This window comes from Pseudoclavibacter sp. RFBI5 (assembly GCF_002931395.1).
Lineage (GTDB): Bacteria > Actinomycetota > Actinomycetes > Actinomycetales > Microbacteriaceae > Pseudoclavibacter.
On record NZ_PSYA01000015.1, the window covers coordinates 1 to 23,709 of the forward strand.

Here is a 23,709-nt window from a genome sequence, read left to right on the forward strand (position 1 = left end):
GGCTCCGCCGCAGGTCCCGCCGTCGGCGCCCCCACACGTCCCCGCACCCGCCCAGGTGTTCCCGCCAGCACCCCACGCCGACCGACCAGGAGCGCGATCGTGAGCATCCGCGACGCCCACCGCCCCACGCGAACGGTCTTCCCCGCGCCCAGGCCCGAGGCAAGGCAGCTCGCCTCGCCCCCCACGCTCAGCGACGAGGCGAGCGCGACGCCGTTCCAGTTCCTCCTGCCGGTCGTCGGCGCCCTCACCTCCGTGACGATGATGGTCGTCATGCGCAACGGGCAGCCGCTGTTCCTCTTCATCGCGGGCATCGTGTTCGTCGTCGCGATCGTCTCGGGCGTCGGCTTCGCCGTCTCCGCGCGGGGCCGCGCCGGGCGCGCGCTCCGCCTCCGCCGCAAGCGCTACCTCGACTACCTCGAACGGCAGCGCAGCGAGCTGCGTGACGAGGCGACGGATGCGGTGCGGGCCGCGAGGCTCGTGCACCCCGACCGCAGCGGGCTCGCCTCCCTTGTGCACGACCCCGCGCGCCTCTGGGACCGCCGCAGAGGCGACGCCGACCACCTGCAGGCGCGCGTGGGAACGGCGACCGTGCCGTGGTTCCAGCTCGCGGTGGCCGCCGAGGATTCGCCCACCGAGCCCGCCGACCCCATCCTGCTCCGCGAAGCGCAGCTGCTCGCCGAGACGCACAGCGAGATCCCCGGCATGCCCGCCGTAGCTGACCTTCGCGGCGCATCCGTCGTCGCCGTCATCGGGCCGCGGGAGCGGACCGTGCCCCTCGCCCGCGGCCTCGTCGCCCAGCTCGCAAGCCACCAGCTGCCCGACGACGTGCAGCTCGCCGCCGCCTTCGCCCCAGATCGCGGCGACGACTGGCGGGGCTTCGACCTGCTGCCGCACGCGCAGAACCCCCGGCTGTTCGACGGGCCCGTGCCCGCGCGTCGCGTCGCCCCCGAGCTGCGGCAGCTCGCCGCCGTGCTCGGCAGCGAGCTCCTCGACCGCACGCAGACGGCGGCCGCCGCGAGGCGCCGGGGCGGCAAGGCCACCGCGCTGACCAGCCTCGTCGTCATCGACGACCGCCACGGAGAGCCCGCCCGACCGTTGCAGCTGCCCGACCGCAGCTACACGCCGAGCGAGATCGGCGTCACCGTCATCCACCTCATCGACGATCGCCTCGACGAGCCCGACGACGTCGACGTCCGCATCGAGCTCGACGCGGACGGGGCCGCGCGCCTCACCCACGATGCCGGCGGCAGCGGACAGCGGACGGTGCAGTTCGACGCCGACGAGCTCACCGCGACCGCCTTCGACGGCCTCGCCAGGACCCTCGCCGCGAAGCGCACCTTCGCGGCGGCGGGCGCTCGCGACGACGAGGGCCCAGCCGCCGACATCGCCGAGATCCTGGGCGTGCCCCTCGACAGGCCCGTCTCCCTCGACCGCGTCTGGGCGCCACGGCAGCCAGCGGAGTTCCTCCGCGTCGCGTTCGGCGTCAACGACCAAGGGCGACCCGTGCACCTCGACCTCAAGGAGAGCGCGCAGCAGGGCATGGGCCCGCACGGCATCTGCATCGGAGCCACCGGGTCCGGCAAGTCCGAGATGCTGCGCACCCTCATCCTGTCGCTCGCCGTCTCCCACCCGCCGGAAGACCTCGCGATGATCCTCGTCGACTACAAGGGCGGCGCCGCCTTCGCGCCGTTCGAGGGACTGCCGCACCTGGCCGGCCTCATCGACAACCTCGCTGACGACCCGCAGCTCACGGTCCGCGCCAAGGCCTCACTGCAGGGTGAGGTCGTGCGCCGCCAGCAGCTCCTCAAGAGCGCCGACTCGTCGCCTTCGATCTCCCACTACCGCGAGCTGCGGCGCACCCGCCCCGAGCTGGCGCCCATGCCGCACCTGTTCGTCGTCATCGACGAGTTCGGCGAGCTCCTCACCGCCGAACCCGACTTCATCGACCTCTTCCTGCAGATCGGCCGCATCGGCCGCTCCATCGGCGTCCACCTCCTCCTCTCGAGCCAGCGCATCGAGGGAGGGAAGCTGCGGGGGCTCGACACCTACCTCTCCTACCGACTCGGCCTGCGCACCTTCAGCGAGGCGGAGTCCCAGGTGGTCCTCGGCTCCAACGATGCGTTCCACCTGCCGCCAATCCCCGGCTACGGCTACCTGAAGGTCGACACGAGCGTCTACCAGCGCTTCCACGCCGGCTACGTCTCCGGGCCGGTCGACGAGGTCGCCGAGGCGCGCCCTGCCTCCGACGACGAGCATCCGCGCATCGTCGAGGTCCCCGCCTACAACGGCATCGAGAGCGGGGGAGACCCGGATGCGCCGCTCGTGCTGCGTGCGCCGGAGACGCGGCGCACCCTCATCGACGACCTCGTCGCGCAGCTCGACCGGCCGCAGAAGGTCCGGCCGGTGTGGCTGCCGCCACTCGCCGAGCGCATCTCGCTGGGCGACGCCTTCGCCGCCGGATCCGGGCCCGCCGCCGAGCCGACGATCGCCGGCGCCGCCTCCCTCGCCGACCCGAGCGACGGGCATCCGCTGCGCATCGTCGTCGGCGTCGAGGACGAGCCCGCGAACCAGCGCCAGGAACCCTGGGTGCTCGACCTCACCAAGTCCGGCGGCCACATCGCCATCATCGGCGGGCCGCAATCGGGGCGCAGCACCGCGCTTCGCACGATCGCGGCCTCCCTCGCGCTGAGCGGGTCGCCGGGGGCCGTCGGCATCTACGGCATGGACCTCACGGGTGGTGGACTGCGCAGGCTCGAAGCGTTCCCGCACGTCGGCGGTGTCGCCGCTCGGGGCGACGACTCTCGCCTCGTGCGCCTCGTCGAGGAGCTCACCGCCATGCTCCGCATGCGCGAGGAGCTGTTCAAGCGCCACAGCATCGACAGCACGGCGCAGCTGCGGGCCATGCACGCAGCCGGCAAGCTGCCGGAGCTCCCGACCGCCGACATCGTGCTGCTCGTCGACGGATACGGCGCGCTCCGTCAGGACTTCGAGCACCTCGACGGCCCCTTCACGAAGCTCATGCTGCAGGCCTCCAGCTACGGTATCCACCTCGTCGTGACGCTCGGTCGCTGGAGCGAGCTGCGCATGGCCCACCAGTCGCTCTTCGGCACGCGCATCGAGCTGCGCCTCAACGACCCCGCCGACTCCGCCATCGACCGGAAGCTCGCGAAGTCCGTGCCGCCCGACTCCCGTGGGCGCGCCCTCACCGACGCGAAGACGCTCGCCCAGTTCGCCCTCCCGGCGCTCGAAGCGGTCGACCCCGACCAGGTCGGCGAGGCTCTCGAGGAGCTCGCGGCTCGCGCCGCGGAGTCCTGGAGCGGGCCGGCGGCGGCCCCCATCCGCCTCCTGCCGAACACCATCGACCCGTCGACGCTCCCGGATGCCGCCGACGAGCCGACGGCCGTGCCCCTGGGGCTCCGACAGGACACCATGGACACCGCCCTCTGGGATTTCCTCGACTCCGACCAGCACCTGGTTGTGCTCGGGGACGCGAAGAGCGGCAAGTCGACGGCGCTGCGCGTCATCGCGAAGGGGCTCGTCGAGCGGTTCACGCCGGACGAGCTCGCCATCGCGGTCGTCGATCCGCGTGGCAAGGTGCCGAGCGTCATCCCCGAGGAGTACCTCGCGGCGCACGCCAGATCGGCCGCCCAGGCCAGTGGGCTCGCCGCCTCCATCGCGAGCGAGCTCGCCGAGCGTCCCGGACGCACCGCCGAGCAGCTGCGCAAGACGCCGAGGGTCGTGCTGCTCGTCGACGACTACGACATCGTCGCGGCGGGTGGCACGGACCCGCTCGGCGCGCTCGTGCCGCACCTGCCCGCGGCCCGGGACCTTGGCATCCACATCGTCGTGACGAGGCCGGTGGCCGGCTCGACGAGGGCCATGTACGCGCCGTTCCTCCAGAGCACGCGCGACACGGGCGGTGCGCTGCTGCTGCTCTCCGGCGACCGCAGCGAGGGCCAGATCGCGCCTCGCGTCTACGCCGAGCGGATGCCCCCTGGGCGCGGCAAGTACCTGCGCCGCGGCGAGGCACCCGCGGTCGTGCAGCTCGCGAACCTCCCCGAGGCCCCCTGACCCCCTCCGCCCTGCCCCTGCCCACGCCGAGGTCAGCGAGTGGTGAGGGCCTGGAACTCGGGGTTCTTGCGGATGAACGAGGCGACGTACGGGCACTGCGGCACGATCGTGAGGGCCGACTGCTCGCCGAGGGCCGTGAGCGCCGCATCCGTCAGGACGGCGGCGAGACCCTGCCCCTGGTAGGCGGGGTCGACGACGGTGTGGTCGATGACGATCGCATCGGCCGTCGTGACGTAGCTCAGGTAGCCGAGTTCGTTGCCGTCGCCGTCGTTGAGGGCGAAGCGCGAGCGATCCTGCTGGTGCTGGACGGTGTTTGACATGGCCAGAGGGTACGCCGTGCCGCGAACAGCCACCTCGATGTCGGCTGTGCCAGTCCCGTGCGCCGCTCGCGGCGAGGCCGTCCCTCGTATCCGCGCCACTCGGCCAGCCCCTGGAGCGCGTGCGCAAGGCTGTGCGAGGGTTGACCGGTGACTGAGGAGCAGCAGGGCCAAGCACCCGACGACCAGGGGCGTCGTGCTGAGCGCGCTGAGCGGACGGAGCGCACCAAGCGGGGAGTCTCCGCGCGGGTTCGCCGCAACAGGAAGATCGCAGCGGCGGCGCTGGCCGTGGTCGTCCTGCTCGGCGGCGGCTTCGTCTACTGGGCGGTCACCGCGGCATCGAACGGGGATGCGAACGTGCCGACGATCGCATCCACGACGCCGCCCGCGACCCCATCTGCCTCGGCGACCTCGACACCGACGCCGGAGTCCACCCCGACGGCAGACCCCACACCGACGGAGACGCAGCCCCCTGCGGCGGCCCTGAACATCACGGATCCCAATAGCATCACGGTGCTCGTCAACAAGCAGACCCCGCTCTCCCCGGCCGATTATGCGCCGGGCGATCTCGTGGCGATGTCCGACATCGGCGTCCCCTCCGCCAACGGCCACTCGCTCCGCTCGGAAGCGGCAACCGCAGTGCAGACCATGTTCGCGGCGGCCAGCGCCGAAGCCGGCCTCACCCTCGACATGACCAGCGGGTACCGCGACTACGGGCTCCAGACGGAGCTGTACACCGGCTACGTCGCCGAGTTGGGGCAGGAAGCCGCCGACCTCACCTCGGCCCGGCCCGGCTACAGCGAGCACCAGACGGGGCTCGCCGCAGACATCTCCTCACAGGGAGAGGGCTGCGTCCTCGAGCAGTGCTTCTCGACGACCGCCGGTGGGCAGTGGCTCGCTGCCAACGCGCACCGGTTCGGGTTCATCCTGCGCTTCCCCGACGGAGCCACCGCGACCACCGGATACGAGTTCGAGCCCTGGCACTACCGCTACGTGGGCGCCGAGACATCGGCCGCGATGCAGGCGGCCGGCGCGACGACGTACGAGGAATTCCTTGCCGCTCCCGCGGCACCGGGCTACTGAGAAGACGATGCTCGGTAGAGTTCTGCCAGAGCTTTGGAAGCAGAAGCACTCCAAGACCAGGAGGTCGAGATGGCAACGTGCCCCACGTGTGGTGCCGAAGCGCAGGTCGGACAGAGATTCTGTGCCGAGTGCGGTACCAAGCTGACGGTCGCGCGTCCTCGCGCCACTGAGGGCGAAGGCAGCAACGCGGCGCCTCGCCGTCCCGCGGATATCGGTGCTGGGGGGTTCCGCTGGAACGCCTCCGCGCCCACTCCGCCCTCCGAGGTGGTGGGTCGTGCTCGCGAGGAAGCGCAGCAGGCGGCTCCACCGTCGAGCGACGGCGACGACTTCTTCGCACGGTACCGGCCGAAGGCCGCGTCGCCGAGCGCACCGGAGGCTGACGACGACGAGGCTGACGACGCCGAGTCGGCTGCCCCGGAACCACAGTCGTACCTCCGCTCGCGCCGCCGGTTCAACCCCGACCTGCGTGCCACGGGTGAGCGCGACATCGTCGCCCCGAACCCGGTCGCAGCGGAGCCCTTCTCTCCCCCGACCCCCGCGGTCCCGAGGAAGCCGGCCGTTCCCACAGCGGTCGAGCCCCCCGTCGAGGAGCCGACGCCCGCATCGACGCCTGCCGCGGCGGATGCTCCAGCGGCGCCGGGCGCTACGGGTCCGGTTCGCGACGCGTTCGCCTTCGAGCCGCCGACCACGGAGTTCGATGTGCTTCCCATGAGCACGCCCACGCGCGCCGCCGGTCCGACCGGATCCTCTGGTAGCGACGACGAGGCCCGAGGCCAGGTCCCGAGCTGGTTCTCCGGCCTCGAGGGCACTGGCGACCCGGCTCCCGTGGCCTCGGCACCCGCCGAACCCGCAGCACCCGCAGCACCAGCAGTCCCCGCTGCGCCAGTCGAGCCCGCAGCACCCCCTGCCGCAGTGCCGACAAGCGCGGCGCCGCAGTTCGGCCGCCCACCGGCGCAGGCCGAGGACTCCACGCCGGCAGCACCCGCGAACGCGGGGCCGCGCGAGGCCACGACGGCCGAGCCGCAGGCTCCCGCGAGCAGCCCCAGGATCCCGTCCTTCCGCGCCGACCCGCCAGCTGCTCCCGCGCCGAGGGTGGTCCCGTCTTCGCCGCCGATGCCGGCGACCGGCGACCCCCTGCGGGGCGCATCCGCAGCCCCTGTCTTCCCGAGCGGGCCTGCAGTCGTGCCGGGCGAGCCGCCGCGCGCGGCACCCGCGGAGAGCAGCGCCTTCGATGAGCTCCTCGCCGGAGAGCGCAGCGACGGCAGCGTCCTGGACGACTCGGATCGCCCCATCGTCTCCCGCGACTTCGAGCAGACCGGCATCGTGCCGCTGCCCTCGCGAACCCGGGAGAGCTTCGGAGGCGCACGAGAGTCCGAGCGGCAGGATGCGGCCGATCTCTTCGGCGCGCCAGCCACGCCAGCTGCGCAGATCCCGCCAGCGCCATCCGCCCCGCAGGCGCCCCAGGCCCCACAGCCACCCGTGGCCGAGCACGCGCCAGACGCCGAACCGCGGACTCGCGCGCTGCCGCGACAGGGTGCGAGCCAGGAGTTCGACCACGCCCCTGCTGACGACCGCGATCGGCAGGCAGCCGCTGGCACCGCAGCTGCGACCGCCGCCGGAGCCGCAGTTGCTGGGGCTGCTCCATCACTGCCCTCCGAGCGAGGCACGACGCGGCCGCCGCGGTCCGACGATGGCCAGCGCGAAGAGGACCCGGCCAGGGAACTCCTCTCGAGCTGGTTCGACGAAGACGACGCAAGCGAGCAGCCGTCGGCGCCCGCATCCGCCGGAGCGCGCGCGTCTCGCCGGCCCGCTCAGGCCGCCACGGCGTCTGCCGCACCGGCGGGAGCCCCGCCCAGGTCTCCTGCACCCACCTCCGCCGGACCGGTCGGCGACGGGCCAGACCTCGAGCCCTCCGACCGCAACCCGTTCGATCGGGTCGGGGCGGCCCTCGGCGGCGGCAACGGCGGTGGCGGCGGTCGCATGGGAGCGGCCGTCCGCGGCCTCGACAACCGCAACCGTCGCCGTCTCGGCGTCATCGCGCTCTCGGTGGTTGGCTCGATCCTGCTCATCCTGTCCGCCATCATGATCGGTAATGTCGTCGGCGCGAACCGCGACGAGCCGACAGCGAGCGAGACTGCGCAGGAACAGCCAGCGACCGAGGATCCGACGACGCCCGCCGTCCCCGCCGCCGTTGCCGACCCCAACTTCGCGCCGGTCACGTTCACGAGCGAGACCGGCAACATCCGCTGCCAGATCACGCCGGAGACGGGTGTCACCTGCCAGCAGTACACGGTTGGCTTCGAGGTCCCGGAACAGGCCTGCGAGGCGGGAGCGACGGGCGTCGTGGTCGGTCTCGACTCGAACGGCTACACGTTCCCGTGCCTCACGGACGACATCCCGACCGAGGGTGCCGTCGTACAGCCCTACGACTCACCCGTGGCGCTCGGCGAGTTCGTGTGCGAGATCACGTTCGAGACCGGCGTGACCTGCTTCAACGCATCTGGTGACATCGTCAGCGTCGAGTACTCGGCGGGAGTCGGTCAGGCCGGACGCCTGAGCGCGACGAACCCGACCCCAGCGGCAGGGCAGTAGCGGCCCGCACGGCACGACGAAGAACGCTGCCTGCGTCCGCACCTCCCGAGCTTGACCGGAAATGCGAGACGCAGGCAGCGTTCTTCGTGCGAGGACGCGCTGCTAGGAGCCCAGCGCCGCGTCGACGATCGCCTTGGCCTCCGCCTGCACGAGCTTCAGGTGCTCTGGCCCCTTGAACGATTCGGCGTAGATCTTGTACACGTCCTCGGTGCCGGATGGGCGGGCGGCGAACCACGCGTTGGCGGTCGTGACCTTCACCCCGCCTATCGCCGCACCGTTGCCTGGGGCGTGGCTGAGGCGCGCCGTGATGGGGTCGCCGGCGACCTCGACCGCGGAGATGGCGTCGCCGTCGAGCTTGCCGAGCACGGACTTCTGCGCCGGCGTGGCCGGGGCGTCGACTCGCTCGTAGGCGGGGCGGCCGAACTCCGCGACGAGCTCCTCGTAGCGCTGCGACGGGGTCTTTCCCGTGACGGCGATGATCTCGGCCGCCAGGAGGGCGAGCAGGATGCCGTCCTTGTCGGTGGTCCAGACGGTGCCGTCCTTGCGGAGGAACGAGGCCCCTGCGGACTCCTCGCCGCCGAACACGATCGAGCCGTCGATGAGGCCGGGCACGAACCACTTGAAGCCGACGGGCACCTCGACGAGCGTGCGGCCGAGCGAGGCGGCGACGAAGTCGATCATGGTGCTCGACACGAGCGTCTTGCCGATGCCTGCCGTCACCGACCATTCGGGGCGGTGCGCGCACAGGTAGTCGATGGCCACGGCCAGGTAGTGGTTGGGGTTCATGAGGCCCGCGTCCGGGGTGACGATGCCGTGGCGGTCCGCGTCTGCATCGTTCCCGGTCAGGATGTCGTAGTCGTGGCGGCGCGCGAGCACGGAGGCCATCGCGGACTGCGACGACGGGTCCATGCGGATCTTGCCGTCCCAGTCGAGTGTCATGAACGGCCAGCGCGCATCCACGTCCGGGTTCACGACGGTGAGATCGAGGTCGTACTCGTCTGCGATGGCCTGCCAGTAGCGCACGCTCGCGCCGCCAAGGGGGTCTGCGCCGATGCGCACGCCCTCGCGCTTGATGGCGTCGACGTCGATGATGTTCTTCAGGTCGCGCACGTAGTCGCCCTTGAAGTCGTGGCGGCCCACGTTGCTCGTGTCCGGAGTGCCGCGCTTCACACCGTCGAGGCCCGCTTCGATGAGCTCGTTCGCTCGATTCGCGATCCAGCCCGTCGCGTCGCTGTCAGCCGGCCCGCCGTGCGGGGGGTTGTACTTGAAGCCGCCGTCCTGGGGAGGGTTGTGGCTCGGGGTGACGACGATGCCGTCGGCCTGCTCGGTGTTGGCCGGGTCCGCGTTGTAGCGGATGATCGCGTGGGACAGCGCCGGGGTCGGCACCCATTCGTCGTCGAGGTCGGCGAGCACGGTGACGCCGTTGCCGACGAGCACCTCGAGGGCGCTGCGCTCGGCCGGCTCGCTGAGCCCGTGCGTGTCGCGGCCGATGAAGAGCGGACCCGTGATGCCCTGCGCCTCGCGGTACTCGACGATGGCCTGCGTGATGGCGAGGATGTGGGTCTCGTTGAAGGACGAGGTGAGGCTCGAGCCGCGGTGGCCGCTCGTGCCGAACGCGACGCGTTGCGTCGAGACGGCGGGGTCGGGGATCTTCTCGGCGTACGCAGCGATGAGTGCGTCGAGATCGATGAGGTCAGATTCAAGGGCGAGGCTGCCAGCGCGATCGTGCATGTCCACAGTCTGGCACCGCGAGGTGTCTCGTGGGGAGGAAGTCGAGCATCGGCATAGGCTGATCTCCATGACCGAAGCCAGTGCCGTGCCAGATGAGCGAGCGACGTACTCCTACCTCGGGCCGGCGGGCACCTTCACGGAGGCGGCGCTCGGCCAGGTCGAGGCGGCCCGGGGGCAGATCTGGCGGCCGGTGAGCAACGTCGGCGAGGCGCTCGCCGACGTGACGACGGGGCGCAGCGTCGCGGCGATGATCGCGATCGAGAACAGCATCGAGGGTGGGGTCACGGCGTCGCAGGATGCGCTCGCCACGATTCCGGGGCTCCGGATCGCGGGGGAGTACGAGGTCTCCATCTCCTTCAGCCTCGTGGTGCGCCCTGGAACCCGTCTCGAGGATGTCCGCACCGTCTCCGCGCATCCGGTGGCGTACGGGCAGTGCCGGAGGTGGCTGCACGCCCAGGTCCCGGGCCACGAGCACGTCGCCGCGAACTCGAACATCGCCAGCGTCAATGCGCTCTTCGATGAGCGGGGTGACATCGACGCCGCGATCGCGCCGCGGGGGGTCGAGGGCCGCTTCGACGTCTCGGTGCTCTCCGAGGACATCCAGGACAACAAGATGGCGCGCACGCGCTTCGCGCTCGTCAGCCTGAGCCGCGAGCTGCCCGCCAGGACGGGCGCCGACAAGACGAGCCTCATCGTGGAGCTGCCCGAGGAGTTCCCGGGATCGCTCATGGTCATGCTGGAGCAGTTCGCGACTCGCGGTGTGAACCTGTCGATGATCACCTCGCGTCCGCTGCCCGACCGCATCGGCTCCTATCGCTTCGTGCTCGACCTCGACGGCCACATCGACGATGCGAGGGTGGCGGATGCGCTGCTCGGGCTTCGCCGGTTCAGTCCGCACGTCATCTTCCTCGGCTCGTATCCGCGTGCCGACCGGAAGCCGGTCGTCGTCGACCCCAAGTGGGGCGACGAGCACTTCGGGGAAGCGGTCGACTGGCTGAACTCTCTGCGCGGCTAGCGCGAGCCGGGATCGGGACCGCAGCTCTCGAGCAGGCTTGCCGCGAGGCGTCGGGCGCTGTCGACGGTGATGTCGAGGACGGGCCCGCCGTGGAGGAGGAGTGCGAGCCACGAGACGCGCTCGTGTGCCTCCTGATGCTGCACGAGCACAAGCGGGTCGACCGCGAAGGCGTGCTGTCGCCCGCCGGGGGATTCGTGGTCGGGCCTTCGCGACACGACCGACACCTCGCGGCTGAGGCTGTAGTGCAGGGTCTCGTCGGCGTCGAGGTGCAGTGCGACGCACCATTCTGGGCATCGCTGCGTGCCGGATGTCGTGGTCATGCGCGGGGTCTCCCTGCTTGCGTGCGACGATGGCGCTCCCGGTCCGGCACAGCCGGGAGAGTCGTCGCGTGTGGCGTACTCGGTCTGTCCGGACACCGTAGAGGCGACCACCGACGTTTCGCGCCCGACCGGGCGCCCGGGTCCGCGTCGCGAGGTCCAGGTCCCGAGCGGTCGCCTCTGAGAGACTTGGGTGCCCGCCCCGGCCTGGGGTCGCGTGCATTCTCGTGTCTGGAGGAGAGACAGCCATGTCGCCCACCACTCAGCGCCTGAGGCGTCTGCTGCGCACCGCGTGCCTGCTCGTCGCAGCAGCCTTCGCCGCCGTGCTCGTCCCCTGGGAGCCCGCGACGGCGCAGGCCATCGAGATCGGGACAGCTCAGACGGCGACCGTGCAGTCTGTTCCCCAGGCGGCCATCGTCACGATCGCGGTCCTCTCGACGCTCATCATCGTGCTGCTCATCGCCTTCGTCGTCTGGATGCGTCGGCGTGGGCACGCCGAGGACGCGGATGACGCGGACGCCGCGGGGAGCGACGGCGGCGTCGACTCGAACGAGGGAGTGTCAGACACGCGCTAGGCGCTGGTGTCCTCGGCGAGCGCCTGCAGGGTGCTGCCGAGGCGTGCGGCGCTGGCTGCGGTGAGGTCGAGGACGGCTGCCCCGTCGCGCAGGACCGCCACCCAGGTCTCCGATTCTCCCGCCTCCCGGTGCGTGACCAGCTCGAGCGTCGTCGGGGTGGCTGGGACCTCGGGTCGGAAGCGAAGCTCCGCGGAGGTCGGTCGCTGCAGGAGCTCGATGGCAAGACTCTCGCCGTAGTGCAGCGTCTCGCCGTCGAGGTGCAGCGAGACGCACCAGGTGGGGCAAGGGGTGGTGCCGGTGGGGTGCTTCATCGGTCGCTACAGGTGTCCGCGAGTCAGCGGATTGGCGTCGAGCAGACCCGGATGCTGAGGCGCGGAGCTAGGCGACCGGCGGTGCCGTCGGCCCGGTGTCGCCTGCGTCGGCAAGGAGGTCCATCGGCGGCACGCCGAGGAGTTCCGCCATGCCCTCGAGGGTCTGCAGCGTGATGTTGCGCTCGCCGCGCTCGACGGATCCGATGTAGGTGCGGTGCAGCCCCACCACGTCGCCGAGCGCCTCCTGGCTGATACCGCGCGAGAGGCGGATTCGACGGATGTTCTTGCCCACGCTTCGTTGGAGTTCACCGACCATGCCCCAAATGATGGAATGCCGCTACTCATGAGTCTACAGAGTTATAAGTAGCATTCTCTGCCCCGAGCGAACCAGGGTCAAGCGAAACACGGCGGTCCGTGAGACAAGTGAGCTGCGGTACGCGCGGTCTGGGCCCCTCGATGCGGGGTTCGGGCGTGTCGTCCCTAGAGCGACGGCCGGCTCGGGCTGTTCTCAGGTCCGGTGATGCCGAGGCGACGCGCGAGGGTGCGGAGCCCCTCGTTCTCGGGCATGGGCTTCGGGGTGCGCACCGTGAGGCTGGCAGGCTCGATCCAGATGCGCGCAGCGGTGATCTGCCCCGCCGCATCCCCGTCGACCTCGAACTCCTCCGGGCCGGAGTCGAGGCGGAAGGTGACCTCCTCGACCTGCGCGTAGGTGAGGGCGCGCACGTGCTTTCGGCCCTCGAGGAGGATGCGCCTGCCGACATCGGTGCGCCGCATGATGCCGGACTGCACGACGAGGCGGCCGTAGATCTGCAGCCAGCCGATCAGGCCATTGGGGCGCATGATGGCGAGGTCGAGCCTGCCATCGTCGATCTCGGCGTCGGGCAGCAGGTGGAGCCCGCCCGGCATGAGCCCGCAGTTGCCGACCATGACGGTGGCCGCCCGGAGCGACCGCGCATGCGTCTTGCCGTCGACGCGGAGACGCAGGTGGAAGTTCGGTCCGTTGGCGACGGAGCGGGCGATGCCGCCGAGGTACGCGACCCAGCCGACCTTCTTCTTCAGGTCCTCCGAGGTATTCGCGATCATGCCGGCGTCGACGCCGACGCCGCCCATGACGGTGAACGCCATGCGCTCGCGTGTCTTGTCTTCGCGTTCGACGGCGGCCCAGCCGACGTCGATGCGCGCATCCACACCGCCGAAGGCGACTTCGACGGCTCGGGCGAGCGTCGTCATGGGGAGCGTCGAGGGCTTCGCGCCGGGTAGGAGAGTGGATGCGTTCTGCACCATCTCGGACACCGTGTCGGTCACGCCTCCCGCGACCTCGATGCCGATGTTGCGCGCGAGGAGGTTGCCGGTTCCGCCCGGGACCACGCCGAGTGCGACGTCCGTGCCCGCCAGGGTCTCGGCGACGAGTCGAACGGTTCCATCGCCCCCGGCGGCGATGACCATCGTCGCGCCGGCTTCGATGGCCTCCTTCGTCTGCCCCGCTCCGGGGTCGTCCGCGGTCGTCTCGAACCACAGGGGCTCCGGCCAGCCGTACCGTTCCGCGCTCTCGGCCGCGGCTGCGCGGAGGGCTTCTGTATCGACCTTCACTGGGTTGACGACGATGGCGGCGAGCTTGTCTGAACCCTGTCGGGCGGTATGCGGCATGCAGTGAGCCTAAGTCAGCGGCGGTGTGCGTCTGCGGCGAACGCGCTCCTCTGCTCGCGGCACCCTCGACGACTAGGCTTGGACCGTGATCGACGCCCAGCTTCTCCGTGACCAGCCCGACCTCCTCAAGCGCTCTCAGATCTCGCGCGGCAACGACCCCTCGACGGTCGATGCGGCGCTCGAGGCTGACGCTGCTCGCAGGTCTGCGATCTCCGAGTTCGAGCGGCTGCGCGCCGAGCAGAACGCCGCCTCCAAGCTGGTCGCGAAGGCCAGCAAGGAGGAGAAGCCGGCGATCCTCGCCTCGGTGAAGGACCTGGCGGTGAGCGTCAAGGCGGCAAGCCAGGCCGCGAACGAGGCGAGCGCGGCTGCGGATGCGGCCATCGGGCGCATCCAGAACCTCGTCATCGAGGGCGTGCCGGCTGGTGGCGAGGAGAACTTCGAGGTCCTCAAGACGGTAGGCGAGCGCCCGGCGTTCGACTTCGAGCCGCGCGATCATCTCGAGCTGGGGGAGCTGCTCGGGGCGATCGACATGCAGCGTGGGGCGAAGGTCTCCGGTGCTCGGTTCTACTTCCTGCGCGGCATCGGTGCCCGCCTCGAGCTGGCCCTCATGACGTATGCGCTCGATGTCGCGATCCGCAACGGATTCGTGATGCTCACGACGCCGACGCTCGTGAAGCCGGAGATCATGCGCGGCACTGGCTTCCTCGGCGAGCACGCCGACGAGGTGTACCACCTGCAGGACGACGACCTCTACCTGACGGGCACCAGCGAGGTGGCGCTCGCGGGCTACCACTCCGACGAGATCATCGACATCGAGGCAGCGCCGATGCGCTACGCCGGCTGGTCGACCTGCTACCGCCGCGAGGCCGGTTCGCACGGCAAGGACACGCGCGGCATCATCCGCGTGCACCAGTTCAACAAGCTCGAGATGTTCGTCTACGCGAAGCCGGAGGACGCGGAGGCGGAGCACGAGCGGCTCCTCGGCTGGCAGGAGGAGGTGCTGCAGTCGCTCGGCTTGAGCTACCGCGTCATCGACACCGCCGCCGGCGACCTCGGCTCCTCGGCGGCTCGCAAGTTCGACGTCGAGGCGTGGGTTCCGACGCAGGATGCGTACCGCGAGCTCACCTCGACCTCGAACTGCACGACGTACCAGGCCCGTCGCCTGTCGACGAGGTATCGCACCGAGTCTGGCAAGACCGCGCCGGCTGCGACCCTCAACGGCACGCTCGCGACGACGCGCTGGCTCGTGGCGCTGCTCGAGACGCACCAGCGCGCCGACGGGTCGGTGGTCATCCCCGAGCCGCTGCGTCCCTACCTCGGCGGCCTCGAGGTCATGGAGCCCGTCAAGTGAGCGCGGTGAACCTGCCAGAGCAGGGCGCTGCGGGCGGGCGGATGCTCGTCGCGCTCGACATCGACGGCACGATCCTCGGCATCGACGGTGCGATCCCGGACGCGACGTTCGAGCAGGTTCGCCGGCTGCAGGCCGCGGGCCACGAGGTCATGCTCGCCACCGGCCGCAGCTGGGCGGACACGCGACCCATCGCCGAGCGGCTCGGCCTCGACTCGCAGTTCCACGTGTCCGCGAACGGCGCCATGACGCTCGAGCGCGACGCGGTCGCGCAGGGCGGGTACGCGACGCGCTGGATCGAGACGTTCGACCCCACCGAAGTGCTCGTCAGCCTGCGGGGAGCGCTGGAGAACGCGATGTTCGCGGTCGAGGACCCGCAGGGTGTGTTCAAGTACAGCGGGCACTTCCCCGACGGGAGTTTCGAGGCGCGCGGCGAGGAGGTTCCCTTCGAGGGGCTCCTCAACGCCGAGGCGACGCGACTTGTCGTCATCTCCCCTGACCATTCGATCGAGGAGTTCACGGCGGTCATCGAGCGTCTCGGTCTGCACGAGGTCAGCTACTCCGTCGGCTGGACCGCGTGGCTCGACATCGCGCCGGAGGGCGTCAACAAGGGGACAGCGCTCGAGCGGGTGCGCCGCGAGCTCGGCATCCCGATGGACCGGGTCGTGGTCGCCGGCGACGGGCGCAACGACATCGAGATGCTGCAGTGGGCGTCCAACGGCGGCACGGCCATCGCCATGGGCGACGCCCCGCAGGAGGTCATCGACGCTGGCACGGTGCTGGCGCCGGACTTCGCGCACGACGGACTCGGCGTGGCACTGAGCAGGCTCAGCTAGGCGACGGCATGACCGTCGACGTGCCGCGGAGGCGCCCGCTCGCCGCCATCGGCCAAGCGCTCGACGGGTTCTTCTTCGTCTTCGCGGGACTCGCCGCGATCTGGCTCGCGGTGCTCGTCGCCGACGACTCGTTCCAGGTTGGCTGGTGGGGGATCCTCCTGCTGCTCGCCTTCTGGGGCCTGCTCGCGTACCTCGTCCTGCCGCGCATCCACCGCATCCTGACGACCGTGTACGTGCCCGACTACTTCATCGGCAGGGCGCGGACCAGCGACGGCCTGCTCGGCGACCCCATCAACCTGGGGCTGCTCGGACACGAGGCCGAGCTGCATGATGCGATGCGCGCCGCCGACTGGACGCGAGCCGACGACATCTCGCTGCGCACGAGCCTCGGCATCATCTCCTCGACGGTCACCCGTCGCAGTTACCACGAGGCGCCGGTCAGCCCGCTGTTCCTCTTCGGTCGGCAGCAGGACTTCGCGTACCAGCAGGAGGTCGCAGGCAACCCGGCGAAGCGGCATCACGTGCGCTTCTGGAAGTGCCCGGACGGCTGGCTGCTGCCTGGCGGCACCCGGGTCGACTGGCTCGCGGCCGGCACCTTCGACCGTGCTGTCGGCTTCTCGCTCTTCACGCTGCAGGTGACGCACAAGATCGACGCCGACACCGATATCGAGCGCGACCACATCGTCGCCACAGTGCTCGAGGGCACGCCTCGGGCGTCCGTCGCGGTGCTCAAGGACTTCTCGACGGGCTACCACTCGCGCAACGGCGGCGGCGACTCGATCCGCACCGACGGCAACCTGCCGGTGCTGCAGCTGCCGAGCACCTCCGATGCGCCGCTGACCGTCCCCGAGCCCGTGCTGCTGCCCTCGGCCAGCGGTGCTCCCGCAGATCGCCTCGAATCCGCTCCCCGCGACTCGACTCTCCCGGCGCCATCGGCGCCATCGACGAAGAAGCGCGCCGCCTTCGAGGCCATGAGCACCTCGAGCCCCGTCGAGAGCTCGGTCGCCGAGGAGGTGCGCAGGCATGGGCGCCCCATCACCATCACGTTCGGCGCGATCGTCGTCTTCGGTCGCGCGCTGCTCGCTCTGCTCTTCTTCGGCGTGCTGGCGCTCATCGGGCCGGACGGCATGCGCGAGGTGCTGACGGATGCCGAGCTCTCCGGGACGGACGCGGCGGCCCTCGCGGAGCCGGCCTGGATCGCCAGCATGGTCGTGGGCGGGATCGTCGTCTCCTCGACGCTGCTGCTCGGCATCCTCGTGCTGCGTGGCGTGAACTGGGCGCGCATCACGCTGCTGCTCTACGCGGCCGGGTCGATCGCCCTGCAGTTCGGCGGCTGGTGGGCAGGAGATGAGGAAATCAGGTTCAGCACTACCCTCGCGTTCACAGCTCTGGATATCCTGTCCTTGCTGGCTCTGTCAGGGAAGCCGGCGCGTCAGTACTCGCGGCAGCGTCCGTGAGTCTGCGTCGAACGTCCGGGTAACCAGATATTTCACTTTCGGTTACCATGGACACGCGAAGAGCTCGAAAACGATACTGAATCGTTGTCTGAGCACTTCTGGAGGGCTGTCCGAGCGGCCGATGGAGCTGGTCTTGAAAACCAGTGGGCAGCAATGTCTCGTGGGTTCGAATCCCACGCCCTCCGCCACCAATCCCCTGACGTGAGGAACACCGCCTGTGACGCATCCCGGACCATCCCGCGCTCGGCGCGGCTACGTTCCGGGCAAGGGCGTGCAGGAGGAGACCCCGAAGGTGACCTCCGCGCGACACGGCAAGCAGCACGTGACGACGCCCACGAACTCGGTCGTCAAGACCGGGACGATCGCCCTCTGCGTCGCACTCGTCAGCGTCATGTTCGTCGGTGCGCTCGCCTGGATCAACCTGCAGTCGAAGGTCACGACCTTCGACATCGCCGACCCGTCCGGCTCGGAGGAGCCGGCGAGCTTCGCCGAGATCGAGGGCGGCATCAACGTGCTGCTCGTCGGCAGTGACGACCGAACCGGTCAGGGCGCGGAGTTCGGCGAGGGAGAAGCCGATGCGGACGGCGTGCTCAACGACGTCAACATGCTGCTGCACATCGCGGAGGACCGCTCGAGTGCGTCCGTCGTCAGCATCCCGCGCGACACGATCGTGAACCAGCCGGCCTGCACCAACGACCAGGGCGTTGCAATGGAAGAGGCCTCCGAGGTCCCCATGAACAGCATCCTCGGCGAGGGCGGCATGAACTGCGTCGTGTCGACGGTCGAGGCGATGAGCGGCATCGAGATCCCCTACGCGGCGATGGTGAAGTTCCGCGGCGTCATCGAGATGTCGAACGCCGTCGGCGGCGTCGACGTGTGCGTCGCGAACGAGATCAGCGACGACTATGTCGGCCTGTACCTGCAGCCGGGCGACTACACGCTCCAGGGTGAGGATGCGCTGAAGTTCCTCCGCACCCGCCACGGCGTGGGCGACGGCAGCGACCTGACCCGCATCGCGAACCAGCAGGTGTTCCTGTCAGCGCTCATCCGCGAGGTGAAGAGCGCTGGAACGCTCACGAACCCCGTCAAGCTGTACGGCCTGGGCGTCGCGGCGACGCAGAACATGACCATGTCGAGCTCGCTGACCGACCCGAACACGCTCGTCAGCATGGCGATGGCGCTCTCGCAGGTGCCCCTCGACAAGATCACCTTCGTGCAGCTGCCGACCGCGGCGTACGACTCGGCGCGCGTGCAGCCACTCGAGCCGGACGCCTCCGCGATGTGGGAGCTGCTGCGCACCGACCAGTCGCTGGAGGTCGCGGGCGCGCCAGAGCCCACCGAGACGCCGGCTGACCCGAGCGCCACGGTCTCCATCGACCCGGCCACGGGCTGGGAGATCGACCCGACGACCGGTTTCCCCATCGACCCGGCGACGGGCATCCCCGTCGACCCCGCCACGGGGCTGCCGGTCGAGACGCCGCCGACGAGCGCCGTGCCGCAGCCCACGCTCGCGGGCCAGCGGGCCGACGAGGAGTCATGCTCCAACGCGAGCACGTCGCTGTTCTGATCATCGACGCTTCCTGACCACCCGCGTCTGCTGGCATCCTGCGCGGGGTCAGGAGATCCATGTTCGCGCGCTCTATGCTGACGAACTCGACGTACGCTCCGGGGGAGGCCCGCACCTGTGACGACTTCTCGACGACGGGGAAGCAGCGCCCAGCGCTTCGACCGTGCCGGTGACGATGGCATCCTGCACCCGGATGCGCGGGGTGGGGTCGCCCAGCATGGCCGCCTGCCCGTCACCTCCGCCGCTCGCTCGCTCGGCAAGGGGCTGCTCGTCGCGCTCTCCGCGGCGCTCGTGAGCGTGCTCGCGATCGGCGGGATCGCAGCGGCGAACCTCGGCGGCAACCTGCAGCTGCTGCCGGACCCGGGCGGGGATGAGCCGCCCGTCGCGTTCGACGAGATCGAGGGCGGCTTCAACATCCTCCTCGTCGGCAGCGACGACCGCACGGGTCAGGGCGCCGAGTACGGGGAAGGCGACGAGGCGGCCTCCGGGGTGCTCAACGACGTCAACATGCTGCTGCACGTCTCGGCGGACCGCACGCACGCCTCCGTCGTCAGCATCCCTCGCGACACGATGGTCGACCAGCCGGCGTGCACCAACGACGAGGGGGTGCAGATGGAGGAGCGCTACGAGGTCCCCATGAACAGCATCCTCGGCGAGGGCGGCATGGGCTGCGTCGTCGAGACCGTCGAGGCGATGAGCGGCCTCGACATCCCGTACGCCGCGATGGTGCAGTTCCTCGGGGTCATCGAGATGTCGAACGCCGTCGGCGGCGTCGACGTGTGCGTGGCGAACGAGATCAGCGACGACTACGTCGGCCTCTACCTGCAGCCGGGCAACTACTCGCTGCAGGGCGAGGATGCGCTGAAGTTCCTCCGCACCCGCCACGGCGTGGGTGGCAGCGACCTGCAGCGCATCGCGAACCAGCAGGTGTTCCTCTCGTCCCTCATCCGCGAGGTGAAGAGCGCTGGCACGCTCGCGAACCCGACCAAGCTGTACGGACTCGGGGTCGCGGCGACGCAGAACATGAAGATGACGAAGTCGCTCGCGGACGTGCCGACCCTCATGGGCATGGCTACGGCGCTCAACAAGGTCGACCTGTCGAAGATCTCGTTCGTGCAGCTGCCGACAGGCGACTACGACGGTTCGCGGGTCATTCCGCTGGAGCCGGATGCGACGGCCATGTGGGAGCTGCTGGCGGCAGACCAGCCGCTGTCCGTGGCGGGCGCGCCGGGCGATGAAGGCGCGGTCGCCGACGACGGGACCGCCGGCGATGGCACGACCGGCGAGGACGCGGCGACGGATGCGCCCGTCGACCCGAACGCCCCCGTCGCGACCCCCGCGCCCACCTTCGCGGGCCAGGCCGCCGACCAGGAGTCCTGCTCGAACCCGACGACCCTCTTCGGCTAGCCCGCGCGTACCCTCCCCGCGCACCCGCGCACCCGCGCACCCGCGCACCCGCCCGCCCCCTCCGCTGCCCGAATGGGGCGGTTTCACCCCGTGTTGCGGCCGAGGACGGGGTGAAACTGACCCATCCGCGGGGTTGGTCGTGCGAAATCTCGCGCTCAGTTCGGAAGTTGCGCCGCGACCCGCTACGATAGGTGAGTCTTGGAGACGTCGCATAGTCCGGCCGAGTGCACCACCCTGCTAAGGTGGAGTCCCCTTTGAGGGGACCAGGGGTTCAAATCCCCTCGTCTCCGCTCTGCAGAGAACACCAAGATGAAGCCCCGGTACGAGCCCAGCTCGGAGCCGGGGTTTCGTGCATCCGCCTGCGTCCACGTGCATCCACCTGCGTGCACCGCCCAGCCGGCTCGCTCCCCGCGCTTGCCGTCGAGCCTGGCGCAATACAATGCCCATCATGGGCGAATCCCGCAGGAGGAGCTCCTCGAAGGCAGAAAGCTCCCCGACTCCTGGCATCTCGAAGGTCATCAACAACAACGTTGTGATCCAGATCGATGGGGCCGGGCAGGAGCGTGTGCTGATGGGGCGCGGTCTCGGCTTCCAGTTGAAGCCGGGTGACCTCATCGACCCCTCGAGGGTGGAGAAGACGTTCGTGCTCGCGACGGGCAGCGAGGGCGACCAGGCCCTGCAGCTGCTGAGCGCCGTGCCGTACACCGTGGTCGAGGCGGTCATGAGCGCGGTCGACGAGGCCGAGCGGATGCTGGGACGCGACCTCGGCAAGCGGCTTCCCCTCGCGGTCATCGACCACATCCAGTACGTGCTCGAGCGGCTCGATCGGGGCATCCGCATTCCGGCGACGTCGATGCCGGAGCTGCGCGTGCTGCACCCGCAGGAGTTCGCGGCGTCGAAGCACATGGCGAAGGTCATCTCCTCGGCCCTCGACCGGGAGCTCCCGCCGGAGGAGGCCGTGTTCCTGACGATGCACGTGCTGAACTCGACGCGCGACGAGCCCGACGGCACTTCCGCCCTGCTCTTCCGCCGCGTCCAGCACGTGGTCGTGACCGTCGAAGCCGGCCTCGGCGTCGACCTCGACGTCGACAGCCACGACTACGCGCGCTTCGTGCTGCACATCCAGTTCCTCCTGCAGCGGCTCGTGTCGCGCAGCATGCTCCGCTCCACGGACTCGTCGTTCTTCGACTTCACGAAGCGCACCTACCCGCGCTCGTTCGCGATCGCCGAGCAGGTGAAGGGGTACGTGCGGGAGGCGACGGGGGTCGAGCTGACCGACGAGGAGCTCCTGTACGTGACGGTCCACATCGAACGGCTCGCGCAGCACATTGCCTATGGCACAGACGTGGAGCCGATGCTAGAGTGACTGCCGCAGGGCAATGAAGTCCTGCGGAATCCTTGGATTGTTACCGGTCAAGCGGGCAAAACCTGAACTCATATCGCCGAAATGGCGGTGTTCGAGTTCAGGTTTTTTTGTTGCCCAAAATCTGCCGGTTCGGCCCAGGGGCTCCAGACCGAATTGCCGCCGATGGCGGGAGAAGGAGAGCGGTCCCATGGATCACTCAAGAGTTGCAGCGGATGTGCTCAAGGGCGTCGGCGGCGAAGAGAACGTCAAGTCGGTCGTGCACTGCATGACCCGGCTGCGCTTCGCGATCAGGGATGACGCGAAGATCGACAAGGCCGCGGTCAAGGCCATCCCGGGCGTCATCACGACGGCCGAGGCCGGCGGCCAGTACCAGGTCGTCATCGGCAATGAGGTCCCTGAGGTGTACGCCGAGCTCGGCAAGATCTCGAACCTCGTCGCGGGCACGCAGACGGCGACGGTCGATCCCGACGAGCCGAAGAAGAACCTGTTCAACCGCTTCATCTCGATGATCGCGGCGCTGTTCACCCCACTGCTGTGGGCGCTCGCCGGCACCGGTCTGCTGAAGGCATTCCTGTCCGCCGCGGCGACCTTCGGCTGGATCGCCACCGACACGTCGACGTACCTCGTCCTCAACGCGCTCTCCGACGCGTTCATCAACTTCCTGCCGATGGCGCTCGCGATCACGGCGGCACGCTACTTCAAGGCCTCCGAGTGGACCTCGTTCGCGATCGCCGGCGCGCTGGTCTATCCGACGATCACTCCGCTGGTCGGAGCCGAGGGGCTGACGTTCTTCGGCATCCCGTTCACGATGGTCAGCTACGTCTCCAGCGTCATCCCGATCATCCTCATCGTGTGGCTGCAGAGCTACGCGGAGAAGTTCCTCTACGCGAAGCTGCACTCCTCGGTCCGCCGCTTCCTGACGCCCATGATCGTGGTTCTGATCGCGGTGCCCCTCGTGTTCGTCGTCGTCGGCCCGATCTCCGCGCTCCTGAGCGGATGGCTCGGCGAGGGCATCGGCTGGATCTTCGCGAACGTCCCGTGGCTCGGCGGCGCGATCATGGGTGGTCTGTGGCAGGTCTTCGTCATCTTCGGACTCCACTGGGGCTTCGTGCCGCTGTTCACGCTCGAGTTCCAGGCAACAGGTCAGATCCTGCTGATCGGCCCGGTGTTCGCTGCCGTCCTCGCGCAGTCCGCTGCCGTCGCCGGCGTGTGGGTCCGCACCCGCGACAAGAAGCTCAAGTCGCTCGCCGCACCCGCCACGCTGTCCGGCTTCCTCGCCGGCATCACCGAGCCCGCGATCTACGGCATCAACCTGCCCCTCAAGCGCCCCTTCATCTTCGGCGTCATCGGTGGCGCACTCGGCGGGGCGATCATCGCCATGGGCGGCGTCTTCTCCACCGCCTTCGTCGTTCCCTCCGGGCTGGCGCTGCCTGCGCTCTTCGGCAACGGCAACATGGTCTTCCTCGGCCTCGGCCTGGTCGCGGCGATCGTGGTGTCGTTCCTCCTCACCGTCTTCCTCGGCTTCAAGGACCCGGTGGAAGAGGAAGCTCCGGCCAAGGCCGCAAGCAACGACCTCGAGATCCTCAGCCCCCTCGACGGCACCGCGGTTGCGCTGTCCGAGGTCTCCGACCCCGTCTTCGCCGGCGGTGTGCTCGGCAAGGGCGCGGCGGTCATCCCCAGCTCCGGCGCCGTCTACGCACCGTTCGACGGTGTCGTGGCAGCCGCCTTCCCGACGGGCCACGCGGTGGGCCTGCGCCACGCGGACGGTGCCGAGGTGCTCATCCACATCGGTGTCGACACGGTGAAGCTGAACGGCCAGCACTTCACGATGAAGGTCGAGTCCGGCCAGGCCGTGAAGGCTGGCGAGCTGCTCATCGAGTTCGACGCCGACGCCGTCAAGGCGGCGGGCTACGACGTCACGACGCCCGTCATCATCACGAATTCCGAGCTGTACCCGGAGATCACGAGCCAGGTGACCGGCCCCATCTCACACGGAGAGTCGCTGTACCTGGCCAAGTCGGTCGAGACCGTGGCACTCGCCAAGTAGCCGCATCCCACCGCACGACTTC

General features: G+C 69.8%; 18 protein-coding genes and 2 tRNA genes. 14 read left to right on the forward strand and 6 right to left on the reverse strand.

Going from position 1 to position 23,709, the window contains the following annotated elements:
- Positions 1-99 precede the first annotated feature (99 nt).
- On the forward strand, positions 100-4,071 hold the full coding sequence (gene eccCa, locus C5E06_RS17265) for a type VII secretion protein EccCa (protein WP_104307682.1): 3,972 nt from the start codon (positions 100-102) through the stop codon (positions 4,069-4,071).
- A gap of 32 nt (positions 4,072-4,103) precedes the next feature.
- Here the strand turns inward: eccCa and C5E06_RS17270 are convergent, their stop codons facing one another.
- Entirely contained in the window at positions 4,104-4,391 is a 288-nt protein-coding gene (locus C5E06_RS17270) for a GNAT family N-acetyltransferase (RefSeq protein WP_104244301.1), read from the reverse strand.
- A 147-nt stretch (positions 4,392-4,538) separates the two neighbouring features.
- On the opposite strand from C5E06_RS17270, the gene C5E06_RS17275 reads away from it, so the two are divergent.
- The gene (locus tag C5E06_RS17275; protein ID WP_104300578.1) at positions 4,539-5,471 is read left to right on the forward strand and encodes a M15 family metallopeptidase; all 933 of its coding nucleotides are present in this window, start codon (positions 4,539-4,541) and stop codon (positions 5,469-5,471) included.
- A 267-nt stretch (positions 5,472-5,738) separates the two neighbouring features.
- Positions 5,739-8,063: a hypothetical protein gene (locus tag C5E06_RS17280; RefSeq protein ID WP_104300580.1), complete on the forward strand. Its 2,325-nt coding sequence runs from the start codon at positions 5,739-5,741 to the stop codon at positions 8,061-8,063.
- A 102-nt stretch (positions 8,064-8,165) separates the two neighbouring features.
- Here C5E06_RS17280 and pgm read toward each other — a convergent pair whose 3' ends face one another.
- A complete protein-coding gene (pgm, locus tag C5E06_RS17285) occupies positions 8,166-9,794 on the reverse strand; it encodes a phosphoglucomutase (alpha-D-glucose-1,6-bisphosphate-dependent) (RefSeq protein WP_104244331.1) in 1,629 nt (542 codons plus the stop codon).
- 67 nt (positions 9,795-9,861) lie between these two features.
- Between pgm and pheA the strand changes: the two genes are divergently transcribed.
- Positions 9,862-10,809 carry a prephenate dehydratase gene (gene pheA, locus C5E06_RS17290; protein WP_104307683.1) on the forward strand — a complete coding sequence of 316 codons (948 nt, stop codon included), beginning with the start codon at positions 9,862-9,864 and terminating at the stop codon, positions 10,807-10,809.
- Here the strand turns inward: pheA and C5E06_RS17295 are convergent.
- Positions 10,806-11,129, reverse strand: a complete 324-nt coding sequence (locus C5E06_RS17295; protein ID WP_104244309.1) for a DUF6907 domain-containing protein — start codon at positions 11,127-11,129, stop codon at positions 10,806-10,808. The genes pheA and C5E06_RS17295 overlap by 4 nt on opposite strands.
- Positions 11,130-11,374: 245 nt before the next feature.
- On the opposite strand from C5E06_RS17295, the gene C5E06_RS17300 reads away from it, so the two are divergent.
- On the forward strand, positions 11,375-11,701 hold the full coding sequence (locus C5E06_RS17300; protein WP_104307684.1) for a hypothetical protein: 327 nt from the start codon (positions 11,375-11,377) through the stop codon (positions 11,699-11,701).
- Here C5E06_RS17300 and C5E06_RS17305 read toward each other — a convergent pair.
- From C5E06_RS17305 to C5E06_RS17315, 3 genes are all read right to left on the reverse strand, one after another.
- Positions 11,698-12,012: a DUF6907 domain-containing protein gene (locus tag C5E06_RS17305; protein WP_104307685.1), complete on the reverse strand. Its 315-nt coding sequence runs from the start codon at positions 12,010-12,012 to the stop codon at positions 11,698-11,700. The genes C5E06_RS17300 and C5E06_RS17305 overlap by 4 nt on opposite strands.
- 67 nt (positions 12,013-12,079) lie before the next feature.
- A complete protein-coding gene (locus C5E06_RS17310; RefSeq protein WP_104244315.1) occupies positions 12,080-12,328 on the reverse strand; it encodes a helix-turn-helix domain-containing protein in 249 nt (82 codons plus the stop codon).
- Positions 12,329-12,492: 164 nt separating this feature from the next.
- Complete coding sequence (locus C5E06_RS17315; protein WP_104244317.1) at positions 12,493-13,659, reverse strand: diacylglycerol kinase family protein; 1,167 nt, start codon at positions 13,657-13,659, stop codon at positions 12,493-12,495.
- Between the two features lie 85 nt (positions 13,660-13,744).
- Between C5E06_RS17315 and serS the strand changes: the two genes are divergently transcribed.
- From serS to C5E06_RS17360, 9 genes are all read left to right on the forward strand, one after another.
- Complete coding sequence (gene serS / locus C5E06_RS17320; RefSeq protein ID WP_104307686.1) at positions 13,745-15,010, forward strand: serine--tRNA ligase; 1,266 nt, start codon at positions 13,745-13,747, stop codon at positions 15,008-15,010.
- Positions 15,007-15,843 carry an HAD family hydrolase gene (locus C5E06_RS17325; protein WP_194686498.1) on the forward strand — a complete coding sequence of 279 codons (837 nt, stop codon included), beginning with the start codon at positions 15,007-15,009 and terminating at the stop codon, positions 15,841-15,843. The genes serS and C5E06_RS17325 overlap by 4 nt, the downstream gene beginning before the upstream one ends.
- Positions 15,844-15,851: 8 nt before the next feature.
- Positions 15,852-17,300 carry an LssY C-terminal domain-containing protein gene (locus tag C5E06_RS19075; RefSeq protein WP_146081414.1) on the forward strand — a complete coding sequence of 483 codons (1,449 nt, stop codon included), beginning with the start codon at positions 15,852-15,854 and terminating at the stop codon, positions 17,298-17,300.
- A gap of 100 nt (positions 17,301-17,400) precedes the next feature.
- Positions 17,401-17,488 (forward strand) — tRNA-Ser (locus C5E06_RS17335).
- Positions 17,489-17,517: 29 nt separating this feature from the next.
- Entirely contained in the window at positions 17,518-18,867 is a 1,350-nt protein-coding gene (locus tag C5E06_RS17340) for an LCP family protein (protein ID WP_104307687.1), read from the forward strand.
- Between the two features lie 117 nt (positions 18,868-18,984).
- Entirely contained in the window at positions 18,985-20,274 is a 1,290-nt protein-coding gene (locus C5E06_RS17345; protein ID WP_104307688.1) for an LCP family protein, read from the forward strand.
- Between the two features lie 200 nt (positions 20,275-20,474).
- Positions 20,475-20,564 (forward strand) — tRNA-Ser (locus tag C5E06_RS17350).
- Positions 20,565-20,722: 158 nt separating this feature from the next.
- On the forward strand, positions 20,723-21,640 hold the full coding sequence (locus C5E06_RS17355) for a PRD domain-containing protein (protein WP_104307736.1): 918 nt from the start codon (positions 20,723-20,725) through the stop codon (positions 21,638-21,640).
- Positions 21,641-21,827: 187 nt separating this feature from the next.
- Positions 21,828-23,687, forward strand: coding sequence for a beta-glucoside-specific PTS transporter subunit IIABC (locus C5E06_RS17360; RefSeq protein ID WP_104307689.1), 1,860 nt, complete (start codon positions 21,828-21,830; stop codon positions 23,685-23,687).
- The last annotated feature ends 22 nt before the right edge of the window (positions 23,688-23,709 follow it).

Bases quoted from the DNA above. Each gene is read 5' to 3' on its own strand.
- C5E06_RS17270 (WP_104244301.1), bottom strand. From the start codon at position 4,391: ATGTCAAACACCGTCCAGCACCAGCAGGATCGCTCGCGCTTCGCCCTC.
- pgm (WP_104244331.1), bottom strand. From the start codon at position 9,794: ATGCACGATCGCGCTGGCAGCCTCGCCCTTGAATCTGACCTCATCGAT.
- pheA (WP_104307683.1), top strand. From the start codon at position 9,862: ATGACCGAAGCCAGTGCCGTGCCAGATGAGCGAGCGACGTACTCCTAC.
- C5E06_RS17295 (WP_104244309.1), bottom strand. From the start codon at position 11,129: ATGACCACGACATCCGGCACGCAGCGATGCCCAGAATGGTGCGTCGCA.
- C5E06_RS17300 (WP_104307684.1), top strand. From the start codon at position 11,375: ATGTCGCCCACCACTCAGCGCCTGAGGCGTCTGCTGCGCACCGCGTGC.
- C5E06_RS17305 (WP_104307685.1), bottom strand. From the start codon at position 12,012: ATGAAGCACCCCACCGGCACCACCCCTTGCCCCACCTGGTGCGTCTCG.
- C5E06_RS17310 (WP_104244315.1), bottom strand. From the start codon at position 12,328: ATGGTCGGTGAACTCCAACGAAGCGTGGGCAAGAACATCCGTCGAATC.
- C5E06_RS17315 (WP_104244317.1), bottom strand. From the start codon at position 13,659: ATGCCGCATACCGCCCGACAGGGTTCAGACAAGCTCGCCGCCATCGTC.
- C5E06_RS19075 (WP_146081414.1), top strand. From the start codon at position 15,852: ATGACCGTCGACGTGCCGCGGAGGCGCCCGCTCGCCGCCATCGGCCAA.
- C5E06_RS17355 (WP_104307736.1), top strand. From the start codon at position 20,723: ATGGGCGAATCCCGCAGGAGGAGCTCCTCGAAGGCAGAAAGCTCCCCG.
- C5E06_RS17360 (WP_104307689.1), top strand. From the start codon at position 21,828: ATGGATCACTCAAGAGTTGCAGCGGATGTGCTCAAGGGCGTCGGCGGC.